Below are 14596 nucleotides of genomic sequence, written 5' to 3'. Positions count from 1 at the left end.
GGCATCGTCTTTTTTGTTTCCTCAGAACTGAATGATTAAATTGGCTTGGCTTTTGCTACAAAAAAACTCCAATAGGATGAAAGCATATACCATGAAAAAAGTTTCATTACGTACTCGCATATTTGTTGCCATGTTGCTACTAGTAGGGTTGGCATCGGTATTGATTGCGGTAGTTACTGTAAAACAATATAAAAAACAAACCAAAGAGTATTACGATTCTCGTTTTGAACGCAAAGAAAGAGCCGCTCAAAAAAACGTGAATTACGAGTTGGAGAATACCATTTACCCAGCAGCACAACAGTTTTTAGGTTTTATTTTTAGAGAGCGTATTTATGAAATTGCAACAGTTCATAAAATGAAAATGAGCATTTACGATCTTAACGGACAATTGCAATTAAACTCTTACGAGCCTTGGTTCCGAATATTTAAAGAACGTATCTCTACCAAAGTCTTAAAAGAACTTAAAAAAAAGGAAGAGTACAAAGAATCTAAACCTTTAGAAGGAGGAAAAATTTCTCAGTACGCTTATTCTTACATTCGAGATCGAAACCTGAACAAGGTCGGAATACTAAAAGTGGAATACGTACAAGACAATACTCAGGAAGAAGAACAGCTGTCTAGTTTTTTAAATCGCCTGTTTTTAGTGTATGGAATGATGTTGTTTTTGGCTGTATCGATAGCCTATTTTTTGTCGAGTTATATCACAAGATCGTTACAGAATATTTCAGATAAAATCCAGAAAACGCAACTGCTTAAAAAGAATGAGAAGATTGAAGTAGAAGGAACAACATCAGAAATAGCAAATATTGTAGCTGCCTACAATAGAATGATTGATGAATTGGAGAAAAGTGCTGAAAAGTTAGCAAGAAGCGAAAGAGAGCAAGCGTGGAGAGAAATGGCAAAACAAGTAGCGCATGAAATTAAAAATCCGCTAACTCCCATGAAGCTAACTGTGCAGAATTTTGAACGTACTTTTGATCCTAATGAGGAAGGAATTAAAGAAAAAGTAAAAGACTATGCACAAATGCTTACACAACAAATAGATGTTATGTCGTCCATTGCCACGTCTTTTTCTGATTTTGCCCGAATGCCTAAGAAAAATGTAGAACGAGTAGAGTTGAACAGCGTGCTAAAATCGGCTATGGATATTTTTGATTCAAATGATATTACTTTTCATTGTAATAAAGAGGAAATTTATCTTAACTTAGATAAAAATCAAATCATTAGGGTGTTAAACAACCTAGTAAAAAACTCAATACAAGCAACAGAATCTAATACAGAACCCAAAGTTGAAATCATCTTAGAGGAAAAAGAAAATGAGGTTGAAATTAGAGTAAAAGATAACGGTAAAGGAATTCCTGAAGAAGATAGAGACTTGATTTTTGAACCAAAATTTACCACCAAAAGTAGCGGAATGGGGCTGGGGTTGCCTATGGTTAGGAATATTATAGAAACCTACAACGGAAGCGTAAGTTTTAACTCTGTTATTGGATTAGGAACAGAATTTATCATTAAACTACCCAAAAACGATCATCCACAATGGAATTAACAAACTTAACCTGTGAACAAAAAGGAGCTATTTACTACATTACCATCAACAGAGAAAAGCAATTAAATGCATTAAACAAACAAACTATTTTAGAATTAAACAAGGTGTTGTGCCACTGCCAAGAAGACAAAAGTATTCGCGTTCTGATTCTTACAGGAGCTGGAGAAAAAGCTTTTGTTGCAGGTGCAGATATTAAAGAGTTTACAGATTTTTCTAAAAAAGAAGGAGAAGAGTTGGCTCAGTTTGGACACGACTTGTTATTCACAAAAATCGCAAAATTTTCGAAGCCAGTAATAGCAGCCATCAATGGATTTGCTTTAGGAGGAGGGCTAGAATTAGCCATGGCAGCCCATGTTCGTATTGCCACAGCCAATGCAAAAGTTGGGCAACCCGAAGTTTCTTTAGGTTTGATTCCAGGATATGGAGGAACACAAAGGTTAACCCAATTGGTGGGAAAAGGAAAGGCTTTTGAAATGATTTTAACTGGAGATATGATTTCGGCTGCTGAAGCCTATCAAATTGGTTTGGTAAACTATGTTGTAGCTACCCAAGAAGAACTGATTACCAAAGCAGAAGCCATTGCTGCCCGAATGATAAAAAACTCACCATGTGCACTTAAAAAAAGCATCAAAGCCATCAATGCAGTGTACGGAAATATTGGACTTCAAAATGAAATAGAGCTTTTTGGGCAGTGTTTTGGAACGGAAGAGTTTAAAGAAGGAGTTTCCGCTTTTTTAGAAAAAAGAAAACCTAATTTTTAGTGACTAATTTTTAGATATTAGTAGTTTTGCATCTTTAATAAAAAAGAAAAAGTGGTTAAGTGATTGTTTTGCATCAAAACAATCACTTAACTTCTAAATCGTTTAATTTTAAGAAGATGTACATTTACAACGTTACTACAAATATTGAATTGGAAATAGAAAAAGATTGGCTAGCCTATATGAAAAATATACATATACCAGCCATGATTGCAACAGGTTGCTTTACAGGGGCTAAACTTACCAGAGTTATGGTGCAAGAAGAAATGGGAGGGAAGACCTTTTCTGTTCAATACGCAGTAAGCGATAAAGAAACGTTTAAAGACTACTACGTTACTTATGCAGCAGGATTGAACATAACGTTAGATGAACAATTCAAAGGAAAGTACGTTTCTTTTCAAACGGAATTAGAAGTTTTAGGAGACTTTTATTAATTGTTGTTTTTTTCTGATTCTCTCTTTCTTCTGATAAAATTGGCAAAAAAAGACTGTTTATTTTATAAATATCTTTAAATATAAGAAAATAGTGCTTATTTTGGTGGATTTAAGTCAACGATAAAATCTTAAATTCTTTTTAATTTGTTCTGATGCTAATTTCCTTTCTGGAAAGATAATTAAACAATTAAAAATGAAAAAAATAATTTGTTTGGCTTTGACCTGTGTTTCTATTGCATTCCAAGCCCAAAAGAAAAAACCAAATGTACTCTTCATTGCTGTAGATGACCTAAAAACAGAATTGGGTTGTTACGGTTCTGATATTGTAAAATCTCCAAATATTGATCGGCTAGCCAAAGAAGGGATTGTGTTCCGTAGAGCTTACTGTCAGCAAGCAATCTGTGGGCCATCTAGAGCAAGTATCATGACAGGTGCTAGGCCCGAAAGTATCAACGTAACAGATTTGTTTCAAGATTTTAGAGCCAACGTGCCTAGTATAAAAACCATTCCTCAACACTTTAGAGAGAATGGGTACGAAACTGCATATACAGGAAAAGTGTTTCATGGAAAATACAATGATAAAGAACTGTCTTGGAGTAAAAAAATAAACAAAGTTCCAAGAGATAAAAAAAGTCTAAAAACTATGGGAGGTTACGCTTTGGCCGAAAGTCAGTTGATGTGGCTAAAGAACAAAATGGAATTGGAGGAAAAATATGGAGAGAAAACAATTCGAGAAAATTGGCTAGATAAAGGGCCAGTAACCGAATGTGCAGACGTTCCAGACGATACTTACGAAGATGGATACAATACATCTTTGGCTATTGGTGCTTTAAAAGAACTGGTACAAGAAGAAAAACCTTGGTTTTTGGGCTTAGGCTTTAAAAAACCTCATTTAGATTTTATTGCTCCCAAAAAATACTGGGATTTATACGACAGAGAAAGCATACCTTTGGCGACTAATACAGAGCGACCAAAAAATGGAGCAGCCATGGGTTTGTCGGAATCTTTAGAAGTAAGAGTAGCTCCTGATGTGCCTAAAACAGGTGCGTTTTCTCCCGAGTTACAACGCAAATTACGTCATGGTTACTACGCTTGTATTAGCTATATAGATGCACAGTTAGGGCGAATGATTGCTGCGTTAAAAGAAACAGGTCAGTACGAAAATACCATTATTGTTTTTTGGTCCGATCACGGATTTAATCTAGGAGAAATGGGATATTGGGGAAAGGCAAATAACTACGAGGTAGCTACCAGAGTCCCTTTTATTATTTCTGCTCCTGAATTTTCAAAAAAAGTTAAAGGGCAAACGTCGGATGCTTTGGTAGAGTTGGTAGATGTTTTTCCAACTTTGTGTGACTTAGCGGGCTTAGAAAAGCCCAATCATTTGGAAGGGACATCTTTAGTTCCATTGTTAAAAAAGCCAAATAAAAAATGGAAAGAAGCTGCTTATAGCTTGTTTCCGTCACCAGCTTTAAGAGAGTGGGCAGCCATTCCTTTTACACCTCCTTTTAGAAAAACCTTTTTTGAACCGTTGATAGATAAAATTGAAAAAAGGATTGCACTACAAATGGGAGATAAGTGGAATCGTAAGACTTTTGAAGATTTTGTAATGGGATATGCCATGCGTACCGACAGATACCGAATTGTAGTTTGGAAAGATAGAAGAAAACCCGAAGATCAGCCCCTATTTGTTGAATTGTACGATCATAAAACTGATGTAAATGAAACAGAAAACATTGCAGAAAACAATCCAGTAATTGTAGCCAAACTAATCCAACAACTAAAAAAAGCAGGATGGCAAGGAAAGTAAGTAAAATCAAATAGAAAACTAAAAAGTCAATCGTAAGTTCGGTTGACTTTTTTTGTGCAACGACTTTAGTTGCTGTTCTACATAAATGATAAAATTACAATGTACTTTCCTATCTAAAAAGAATACAAACAAAAGTATTTAGTTGCTTGGTGATTTTAAGTTTTTTAAGGAATGTAAGCAGCTTGTATCACAAACAAATGTTTCATAAAGAGGTAAAAAAAACAGAGCTTTAAAAGCTCTGTTTTTTTAGATAAACTGTAAAATTTAAGGCCTTGGTTGTTGCTTTATCCAAGAATAACTGTCAAAATAAATGGTTTGCAAACCGCTAACGTCTGGATTGTCTGCTGTCTGAAATCTAATATCTATTTTGGTTCCCGAAGCAATATCTGCTACAGTAATTGTTTTTTCAATTTTTACCCATTTGTTTTTTTCAAGACCTTCTAAAGACCAAATTTCTTCTTGAACTAAGTTTGATCCTGATTTTATTTGAGTTCTAAATGTTTTGAGGTTGTTTATTTCGTCGTTCCCGTGGTCTACAATATAAACCCAGTAAGAAATTAAATAAGTACCTGCCTCAATTCCATTAGGTTTGCTTAGATCTAGACCAATAAAACTTATGTTTTTAATTCCATCCATAGAAAACTTCATACTAGCTTCTCCCTGATAAACTTGTTCACTGGTTCTGCTAAATATAGGGGCTTCTGCTGTACCATTTCCATTGCCAATAAAATAGTTTTGACAATACCCCTTCTTCCAGTTAGAGTTTTCGTTCTCAAAACCAGCTACATCATTTACAAATACATTTGTTCCAGGTGCGTTAACAACGGTTAAGGGACCAAAATTCTCTAACGTTCTACTGTCTACAGAAACAATATTTCCATCTGTAAAAGAGAGTTCAATGGTATCTGTATTGTACACTGTCTCTGCCAATTCTAGCTGAATTATAGATGGGTCATCAGGACTAATTTGTACTGTAGATATGGGAATATTGGCATCAAAATTAGCAGCCACGTTGGTTACATGTACAGTAAATTTAGAGGCTTGAGCAATTGCAGATTCAACTTCTCCTGTAACTCCAAAACGAATGATATTGTTCTCTAATGTAACTGTACCACTCTGCACAAAAGGTTTGGTTGATGGGATAACTTGTATAACCAATGGAATTAATTTTTCTGTGGTATACGCTGGCACCTCCGAACCACTTCTTTTACTTTCTATAGAAGTTGTGTATGTTCCTGGTTTGTTGTAGCGTATACTAGCTTCTTCTTTTGATGAGGTTTCGGGTTTACCACCTTTGGCATACCAGGTTCTTGACGTTGGTCTTCCTGTGGTTGATGCATCTGTAAATACAAGTTCTTCTCCTGCTTCGATGGTGGTGGTTGCCCATGTGTCTTTTTCTTCTATTAATGAGGTTGTGTTTTCATCAAAAGTAAGGACGGTTTCTAAGATTGGATTGTCTGGGTCTGTGTAATTGTATTTAGACACACTTCCTTTGGGATTCAATCTATCAAAAACATCTACGGTAAAGTTTTGTTCGGCAATCCAAGCATTTTCTACAAGAGTAGCTCCTTCTGTTTGCTTACTGTAGGTATTTTTTAGGCTGATGGTTTGCAATCCTGGTTCTGTAAAAATTACATTAATTTTAGTTTGTGTACTAGTATTTTCATCAGTATCTACAAGGTATGGTGTGTAATCTGTAATCCCTCTGTTTAAGTCTCCTTCTATGAACTTTGCAGTTTTGGGTATGGAAAATAAATGGGTTTTGGTGTTTTTTGATAAATCTAAAAGTGTAATGTAATCCTCAATTCCTATGGTGTAATCTGCTTCTTCAAAACCATTGCTGGTGTACCATAAAAAGGAAGTGTGTTCAGTAGAGAAATCTGTGTCATCTTCACAGCTAATAAGCGAGAAAATGCATAGAAATAAAAGAAATATTTTTTTCATGATAGTGTGATTTTATTTTAATGAACCTTGGTTGTACAATGTTTCAGAAATAGGCAAAGGCAAATAATCATGTAAGTCGCTACTGTAATTTGCTGCTGCTTCATCAAACTCATTAATAGTGATGGTTGGGTCTGAAGGGTCTGGACTGGTTCCTTTTTGTATCAAAGATTTGTTTCTGTTGGTTCCGGCTTGTGTTGTATAGTTTGTTAAGTAATACTCTTGATTAGCCAAATCATCAAAACGATTTTTTATAATCCCCCAACGTCTTAAATCAATACAACGTTCAGCATATCCTTCATTACATAATTCCAAAGGTCTTTCTTTGTACATCAGATGTTCCATTAAGGATTGTTCGGTGTATGTAATTTCATCAAAATCGTGAGTGCTTCCGTCAGAGGGACCTAATAAAAGCAAGCCCCAACGTTTTCTAATTTTGTTTATATAGAATAGGGCATCTTCTATATTTCCAGTTTTAATTTGACATTCAGCATACATTAAATACACATCTGCAAGTCTGTAAAGAACTAGATTTTTTCCAGATTTCCATGCCGTTTCTAAGATGTCTTCTTCACTTGTTACGCGATCGTGGTTAGAAAGTTTTTTAAAATACGAAAAAGTAGTTCCTGCAAACGAAGTAAATGTATTGGCTGCACTAGCTCCGTAGTATGCTGTGTTTTCATCATTAACCAAAGCAATCATTTGTGAGGCTCTTAAAGAAACATTTCTAAGTTTGGTTCCTCCGTTTCCATCATTAACATAATTCCTTGGGTCGTTGGTGTCTAGTTGTTCGGCACTGTACTCGTAAGTTAACCATGCAGTGGGTACCATAAACGCACCTCCTTTGGCAGTGTTTGGAGCTGTGTATCTAGCAAATCGATTAAAAAAACTTTCTTCATCAAAAGTTCCGTCTTGTTGTTGATGATCTTCGGAGTAGTTAATTTCAAAAATAGATTCGTCATTAAAATCACCTGCACTGGTAAACAAAAGCTTTACTTCGTCTCCTTCTAGTAATCTGTATCCGTAATCACTATTTGTAATCACATCTAGCAAATAGGTTTTTGCGTTTTCGTATTCTTTGGTGTACAAATAACTTTTTCCTAAAATGGTAGCTGCTGTACCTGCGGTTACCCTTGCTTTCTCTTTAAATTTAGGAGGAAGATTTTGGTAAGCATATTCTAAATCTTCTCTGTAAAAGTTGATAACTTCTTGGGAACTAGAAACAGCTTTAGAAAACTCAGAGCTTTTTTCAGGACTTTTGTCTCTAATAATTATGTTACCTTTATTGTAATTAGCGTTTAGATAAAAATGCATTAAACCTCTAAAAAAACGAGCTTGTCCCATTTGATGTTTCCACGCATCCTGAGATTTAAATTCTTCTTCCATACCGTTTAATCCTTCAATAACTTGATTGGCTCTCCAGATTACTTGGTACATCGCATCCCAGCTTTTTTCGTAGTCTTTTACACTATTGTTATAGGTTTTTCTATACCAAGGCAATGCGTTTTGGTACGGATTGTCTCGGTCTTTAGGATAAGTAATATCACTTCTCCACGATTCAAAATCAACAGAAATTAGGTAGTTGTTTAGCATTGCTCCGTATACAGAAGTAAGATTGGCATTCGATTCTTCTAAATTACTCCAATACAATTCTGCGGATATGGTGTTGGGATTTGTTTCTTCTAAAAAATCATCAGAACAAGAAGTATTTGTAAGAACTGATAACGAGAAACCAATGTATATAAATATTTTTTTCATGATGTTCTAGCTTTTAAAATTTAAGGTTCAATCCTACAGTATACAAAGCAGGTAATGGATATCTGGCTCTGTCCAAACCTCGAGTTGCAACGTTTCCTCCAACCTCAGGATTGTAACCTGTGTATTGGGTTAGTGTTAGTGCATTTTGTGCAGAGATGTAAAAACGTGCATTGGTAATTCCTAAATTTTTGCTAGTGCTTTTAGGTAGGTTGTAGCCTATAGTTGCTAATTTTAACCTTAAGTAGTCTCCGCTTTCCAGCCAGTAATCAGTGTTTCCTCTGTAGTTGTAAGAACCACTTTTGTTGTCTCCGTTGTTTAGCGGAATGTTACTGTTAGAATTCTGTGGTGTCCACATGTCTATCAGTCCTTTATGATTTCCTACAGCATAGGCTGCTGCTTTGGTCCCGTTTAGTATTTCAGAACCCATAGTTCCGTACCAATTCATTCCTACATCAAAGTTTTTATAGGTCCATTTTAGGTTAATTCCGTATTCAAAGTCAGGTAAACCGCTCCCTGCATAATGTCTATCGGCATCGGTAATGTCTCCGTCTTTATTATAGTCTACATAAATTAAATCTCCCAACTGTGCATTAGATCTCGATGGAAATTTTCGATATTCATCCAATTGTTCTTGTGTTTTAATAACCCCGTTGGTTTCCAATAAAAAGAAAGCTCCGGCCTCATAACCTTCTGCAATGGCTGTAGTAATGGCTTGTGGATCTCCGCTTATCAACGATGAGTTTGCGTTGTAAATAATGGAGCTACCTCCAGACATTTTGGTAATTTTATTTTTGTTTGTTGTAAATGTTGCGTTTACATCCAATTTACTTTTTCCGATACGCTCTCTATATTTTGTAGACAATTCCAATCCTGAGTTGGTCATGTTTCCAACATTAAGTGTAATATTGGGGTCATAATATGCTCCTGAAGAGCCTGGTACCCTTACAGGAAAAAGCATATCTTTTTTCTGAGTTCTGTAGTAGTCCGCAGAAAAAATGATTTTATTTTTTAGAAAACCAACATCAATACCAACATTTTGCTGTACCGAGGTTTCCCATTTTACATTTTCATTAGCATACGACCTAATAGCAGTTCCGTAAGATGTGTTTAAATCTGTAGCATCAAAAATATAATCACTACCAAAAGCAATATTAGAAGTGTATTCGTAAGGATTAAAACTTTCATTACCTACGGTACCATGACTAATTCTAAATCTAAAGTTATTAATGGTGCTTTTTAGATCTTTCCAAAAAACTTCATCAGAAATATTCCAAGCAACAGATGCAGAAGGAAAAACACCCCAACGGTATTTTTTTGAAAATTTAGAAGAACCGTCTCTTCTTGCCAACACCGAAACCAAGTATTTTCCTTTGTAGTTGTACTGTAATCTTCCTAAAAAACCAATAATTTTAGAAGTGTAGTTAAAGCCAGAATATGCATCTGGGTTAATGGTAGCACCATTTAATACTTCAACATTATTGTTAATAACCCCTTGTTTATAAGCTGTAAATTCTTTTTGATCTGTTTGATTGATAGAAGCTGTGGCTAAAAAACGAAAACTATGATTATCAATTCTTTTTCTATAGTTTAGAATGGCTTCGGCTGTGTAATTGGTTCTACGTCTGTTAAAAGCGGTAACACTACTACGGGTAGGGTCTGTGTTAGAAACACCATCGTCAATATCAACTTCGGTATATTGCGGACGAAATTCATTTTGATTTTGATTTAGGATAGTTCCTCCAATACGTCCAGTAATGTCAAGTTCGGCTGTTAATTTTCGGGTAACGTTTAAGCTTGCATTAATCCTATCGGCATCGGTTACGTTGGTGCGTGCTAAAGCTTGAGCAAAGTTGTTTACGTTAGATCTACCCAAGGCATCTGTATATACAACATCTGCATTAGGATCTACTCTAGGGTAATAAGCAGGATAGCGAATAGCACTTACGACCAAACCACTGCTTACCCTATCATTAACTTCTGTTGATGCAGCCAAACTTCCATTAATTTGCCAATTATCTGATTTGTACCTAGTACTCACTCTAGCATTGTACCTTTTAAAACCAGAGTTGATTAGGGCACCTTCTTGATTAAAGTAACCTCCTACAAGATTGTAAGAAAAGTCTTTTGTGCCACCAGATACATTTAAAGTGTATTGTTGTGTTTGTGCTCCATTAACCAACACCAAATCGTCAAATTTATTGTCGTTGTTTAACCAATCAGGGTTTCTTAGTGGTCCAGGTATACCAATGTCTGGAGTACCTAAGTTGTATTTGGTTAGTTCGTAAGAAAGTCTTTCTTGAGCATTCATTAAAGGAACTACATTTCCCAAATATTGAAAACTGTTTGAAGCGTTTAGGCCAATGCTCATAGCCCCTTCTTTACCTTGTTTTGTGGTAATTAAAATGACACCAGCAGCTCCTCGGGTTCCATATACTGCAGTAGATGCTGCATCTTTTAAAATGTCAATGGTTTCAATTTCATTTGGACTTAATCTAGGATCTCCTTCTTGCGGAATTCCATCAACCACGTACAAAGGAGTGTTGGTTCCACTTAAGGAAGTAATTCCTCTAATCTGAATGTTAGCACTTTCGCCAGGTTCTCCGCTGGGTGATGTAACATTTACTCCCGATATTTGTCCTTGTAGGCTAGAAGCAACATCTTGATTTACAAAATCTTCAATGCTTTCAGCTTTAATTTGTGCAACAGCTCCTGTTATTTCTTTTTTCTTTACCGTTCCGTATCCGATAACCACCACTTCTTCTAAGTTTTCTACACTTTGGGTGAGTTCTACATTGATGTTTTTTTGATTGATTTTAACAGTCTTTTGTAGCATTCCTACATAATCAAAAATAAGAATGTCTCCTATGTTGGCTTTAATGTTGTAATTTCCGTCAAAGTCGGTATAGGTTCCTTTGTTGGTGTTTTTAACTAGAACACTTACTCCTAAAAGAGGTTGTTTGTCAGCTTCATTTGTAACTGTACCCCTTACAACAATCTTTTGCGAGAAACTAATCCCCCAGCAAAAGAAAAAGAAGGACCAGAATATCCATTGTCTATTTCTCATTTTTATATGGTTTATTTATTTTTTTATAGATTGGTTTTTTTGAAATGTTAATGATTTGATAATTAACAGTTAGGATTGTTGCAAATACAACTATACAAAGAGACGAGAAATAATAGAGTTTTCTTTTATAGTAATTGGCTTATATCAGTACTATTTTGATGTGCTGAACAGAAGTGATAGTAAAAAGAGTCTCTTTTTAATTTTAAAAAAAACAAAGTGATGTGTGTATGTAGTTCAAAAATAAATGTATGGAGCCCTATTGTTAAAAAGAACAAGTGCAGGGTTATAGTTGTTTTGAATTTGGAAATAAGATGAATAGGAAACAATCTATACTTAGATTGACCTATAAAATGATTAATTTTCTCAGTTGGATTAAAAGAGAAAAAAGGTTAAGAAAATTAAGAAGTTAATTGTGATTTCTTAAAAAAAAACTACTACAGGCTATGTTAGTAAAGTTTAAATAACATGATCAAACAATTCTGGTTTTTGGTTAAGGTATTCTCCAAAAAATCCACGCTCTTTCATTCTACGTAACAAAGGTTCAAAATCTTTTTTATGAGCTAATTCTATTCCCACCACGGCAGAACCTGTACTTCGACTATTCTTTTTGGTATATTCAAAATGTACAATATCGTCTGTTTCGGATAGCACTTTTCCTACAAATTCTTTTAAAGAGCCAGCTCTTTGTGGAAAACGAACAATAAAGTAATGCTTTAGCCCCTGATAAAGAAGTGCACGTTCTTTCATTTCTTCCATTCGGGTAATGTCGTTATTACCACCACTTAGTATACAAACTACATTCTTTCCTTTAATCTCATCCGTATACAAATCTAAAGCTGCTACAGATAAAGCTCCTGCAGGTTCTGCAACAATAGCATTTTCGTTGTACAATCTTAACAGAGTTTGACAAATATGACCTTCATCAATCAGGCAAACATCATGTAAGTAGTCTTTACAAATAGGAAAGGTACGGTCTCCCATTTTTTGAACAGCAGCACCATCTACAAACTTATCAATGTTTTCTATTTTGGTGTTTTTACCTTTTTCTATTGAGGTTTTAAGAGAAGGAGCACCTTTGGGTTCTAGTCCTATGATTTTGGTAGTAGGACTTAAATTTTTAAATACAGTAATAATTCCAGAAGCTAAACCACCTCCACCTACAGGTAAAAAAAGATAGTCTATAGGGTCAGAAGCACTTTCTAAAATTTCTAGACCAACAGTACCTTGGCCAGCAATAACATCCCAGTCGTTAAAAGGATGAACATAAATTGCATTGTTTTTTTGTTGATAGGCTTCTGCTGCTTGAGAACTTTCATCAAAAGTATCTCCAAAAAGTTGAATGTTGGTATACGAACCTCCAAACATTTTTACTTGAGAAATTTTTTGTTTTGGTGTAGTTACAGGCATAAAGATAGTTCCCTGAACTTGTAAAGCATTACAGGCAAACGCAACTCCTTGAGCATGGTTTCCAGCACTAGCGCAAACCACTCCGTTTTGTAGTTCTTGTTTGTTAAGATTTTTAATGCGGTTATAGGCACCACGTATTTTGTAAGATCTTACTTGTTGTAAATCTTCTCTTTTAAAAAAAATACGAGCATTGTAACTTTTAGAATAGTTATCAATATAGTTAAGAGGAGTGTGTTGTACTACTCCTTTGATGTTCATTTGTGCTTTGATGATGGATTCTACAGTAATCATGCTAGGGGGATTCTAAAAGGCCAAAAATAAAAAAAGCCATTGCAACTAGGCAATGGCTTTGTAAGTATTAAGTTTCGTTTATAAAAATTAAACGATTTTTTTCATTGCAGTCATTGCTTCACGTAATTCTTCACCAATAATTTCTACATCATGCTCACGGATTACTCTGTTTACAGCGATTAATTCGGCATTGTCTACACTGTTAGACTCTGCTCCAAAAGGTCTACCAATTAAGTTGCTTGGTGCGTTGTTAACGTACTCAGCAATTAATGGCTTACATGCGTGGTCAAACAAGTAACATCCGTACTCAGCAGTATCAGAAATTACACGGTTCATTTCAAATAACTTTTTACGTGCAATTGTGTTAGCGATTAACGGAGTTTCGTGTAAAGACTCGTAATAAGCAGACTCATCAATAATTCCAGAATCAACCATTGCTTCGAAAGCTAATTCAACACCAGCTTTAACCATAGCAACCATTAAAGTACCATTGTCAAAGTATTCTTGTTCAGAAATCTCAACATCACCAGCTGGAGTTTTCTCAAAGTTAGTTTCTCCTGTAGCAGCTCTCCAAGTTAATAAGTTCACATCGTCGTTAGCCCAGTCTTCCATCATGGTTTTAGAGAAGTGACCAGAGATGATATCATCCATGTGCTTTTGGAATAAAGGTCTCATGATTTCTTTTAATTCTTCAGAAACTTTGAAAGCAGCAATTTTAGCTGGGTTAGACAATCTGTCCATCATGTTTGTGATACCACCGTACTTTAAAGCTTCAGTAATTGTTTCCCATCCGTATTGGATTAATTTAGAAGCGTATCCAGCATCAACACCTTCTGCAACCATCTTATCAAAACATAAGATAGATCCAGTTTGTAACAATCCGCATAAGATAGTTTGCTCTCCCATTAAGTCAGACTTAACCTCTGCTACAAAAGAAGACTTTAATACACCAGCAGTGTGTCCTCCTGTACCTACAGCATAAGCTTTAGCGTAATCCCATCCTTTTCCTTCTGGGTCGTTTTCTGGGTGAACAGCAATTAAAGTAGGAACTCCAAATCCTCTTTTAAATTCTTCACGTACTTCAGATCCTGGAGACTTAGGAGCTACCATAATTACGGTAATATCTTCACGAATTTGCATTCCTTCCTCTACAATGTTAAAACCATGAGAGTAAGATAAACACGAACCTTTTTTCATTAAAGGCATTACAGCAGTAACTACATTAGTGTGTTGTTTGTCTGGAGTAAGGTTGATTAATAAATCAGCCGTAGGAATCATTTCTTCGTAAGTACCTACAGCAAAATTATTTTCTGTTGCGTTTAAGTAAGATTGTCTTTTTTCTTCAATTGCAGCGGATCTTAAGGTGTAAGAAACATCCAAACCAGAATCACGCATGTTCAATCCTTGGTTTAAACCTTGAGCACCACAACCAATGATTACAATCTTCTTTCCTTTCAAAGCTTCTACTCCATTGTTGAACTCACTTCTGTCCATAAATTCACACTGTCCTAATTGCTCTAATTGCTCTCTTAAAGAAAGTGTGTTAAAATAATTTGCCATTTTGCGTTTATTTTTATGCTAATA

General features: G+C 35.3%; 9 protein-coding genes. 4 read left to right on the top strand and 5 right to left on the bottom strand.

Translation table 11 applies throughout. The annotated features are described in order from the left end of the window. Positions 1-76 precede the first annotated feature (76 nt). From FS85_RS0103400 to FS85_RS0103385, 4 genes are all read left to right on the top strand, one after another. A complete protein-coding gene (locus FS85_RS0103400) occupies positions 77-1549 on the top strand; it encodes a sensor histidine kinase (protein WP_010134631.1) in 1473 nt (490 codons plus the stop codon). Next, positions 1540-2310, top strand: a complete 771-nt coding sequence (locus FS85_RS0103395; RefSeq protein ID WP_010134630.1) for an enoyl-CoA hydratase/isomerase family protein — start codon at positions 1540-1542, stop codon at positions 2308-2310. Before FS85_RS0103400 ends, FS85_RS0103395 begins: the two co-directional genes overlap by 10 nt. 116 nt (positions 2311-2426) lie before the next feature. Continuing rightward, on the top strand, positions 2427-2741 hold the full coding sequence (locus tag FS85_RS0103390; protein WP_029489241.1) for a DUF4286 family protein: 315 nt from the start codon (positions 2427-2429) through the stop codon (positions 2739-2741). Positions 2742-2934: 193 nt separating this feature from the next. After that, positions 2935-4551, top strand: a complete 1617-nt coding sequence (locus FS85_RS0103385; protein WP_010134628.1) for a sulfatase — start codon at positions 2935-2937, stop codon at positions 4549-4551. Positions 4552-4815: 264 nt separating this feature from the next. Here FS85_RS0103385 and FS85_RS0103380 read toward each other — a convergent pair whose 3' ends face one another. From FS85_RS0103380 to ilvC, 5 genes are all read right to left on the bottom strand, one after another. Continuing rightward, positions 4816-6495 (bottom strand): PKD domain-containing protein, encoded by a 1680-nt coding sequence (locus FS85_RS0103380; RefSeq protein WP_010134626.1) that lies wholly within the window; start codon positions 6493-6495, stop codon positions 4816-4818. 12 nt (positions 6496-6507) lie between these two features. After that, the gene (locus tag FS85_RS0103375) at positions 6508-8250 is read right to left on the bottom strand and encodes a RagB/SusD family nutrient uptake outer membrane protein (RefSeq protein WP_010134624.1); all 1743 of its coding nucleotides are present in this window, start codon (positions 8248-8250) and stop codon (positions 6508-6510) included. A gap of 13 nt (positions 8251-8263) precedes the next feature. Then, complete coding sequence (locus FS85_RS0103370) at positions 8264-11314, bottom strand: SusC/RagA family TonB-linked outer membrane protein (RefSeq protein WP_010134623.1); 3051 nt, start codon at positions 11312-11314, stop codon at positions 8264-8266. A gap of 456 nt (positions 11315-11770) precedes the next feature. Beyond that, positions 11771-13012 (bottom strand): threonine ammonia-lyase IlvA, encoded by a 1242-nt coding sequence (gene ilvA, locus FS85_RS0103365; protein WP_010134622.1) that lies wholly within the window; start codon positions 13010-13012, stop codon positions 11771-11773. Between the two features lie 87 nt (positions 13013-13099). After that, the gene (gene ilvC, locus FS85_RS0103360; protein ID WP_010134621.1) at positions 13100-14572 is read right to left on the bottom strand and encodes a ketol-acid reductoisomerase; all 1473 of its coding nucleotides are present in this window, start codon (positions 14570-14572) and stop codon (positions 13100-13102) included. Between the last annotated feature and the right edge of the window lie 24 nt (positions 14573-14596).

Source organism: Ochrovirga pacifica, from assembly GCF_000220525.1.
Classification (GTDB): domain Bacteria; phylum Bacteroidota; class Bacteroidia; order Flavobacteriales; family Flavobacteriaceae; genus Ochrovirga; species Ochrovirga pacifica.
Note: the sequence above shows the minus strand (reverse complement) of the source record. Positions and strands in the feature narration are given on the sequence as shown.

Bases quoted from the DNA above. Each gene is read 5' to 3' on its own strand.
- FS85_RS0103375 (WP_010134624.1), bottom strand. From the start codon at position 8,250: ATGAAAAAAATATTTATATACATTGGTTTCTCGTTATCAGTTCTTACA.
- FS85_RS0103370 (WP_010134623.1), bottom strand. From the start codon at position 11,314: ATGAGAAATAGACAATGGATATTCTGGTCCTTCTTTTTCTTTTGCTGG.
- ilvC (WP_010134621.1), bottom strand. From the start codon at position 14,572: ATGGCAAATTATTTTAACACACTTTCTTTAAGAGAGCAATTAGAGCAA.
- FS85_RS0103385 (WP_010134628.1), top strand. From the start codon at position 2,935: ATGAAAAAAATAATTTGTTTGGCTTTGACCTGTGTTTCTATTGCATTC.
- FS85_RS0103400 (WP_010134631.1), top strand. From the start codon at position 77: ATGAAAGCATATACCATGAAAAAAGTTTCATTACGTACTCGCATATTT.
- ilvA (WP_010134622.1), bottom strand. From the start codon at position 13,012: ATGATTACTGTAGAATCCATCATCAAAGCACAAATGAACATCAAAGGA.
- FS85_RS0103390 (WP_029489241.1), top strand. From the start codon at position 2,427: ATGTACATTTACAACGTTACTACAAATATTGAATTGGAAATAGAAAAA.
- FS85_RS0103380 (WP_010134626.1), bottom strand. From the start codon at position 6,495: ATGAAAAAAATATTTCTTTTATTTCTATGCATTTTCTCGCTTATTAGC.
- FS85_RS0103395 (WP_010134630.1), top strand. From the start codon at position 1,540: ATGGAATTAACAAACTTAACCTGTGAACAAAAAGGAGCTATTTACTAC.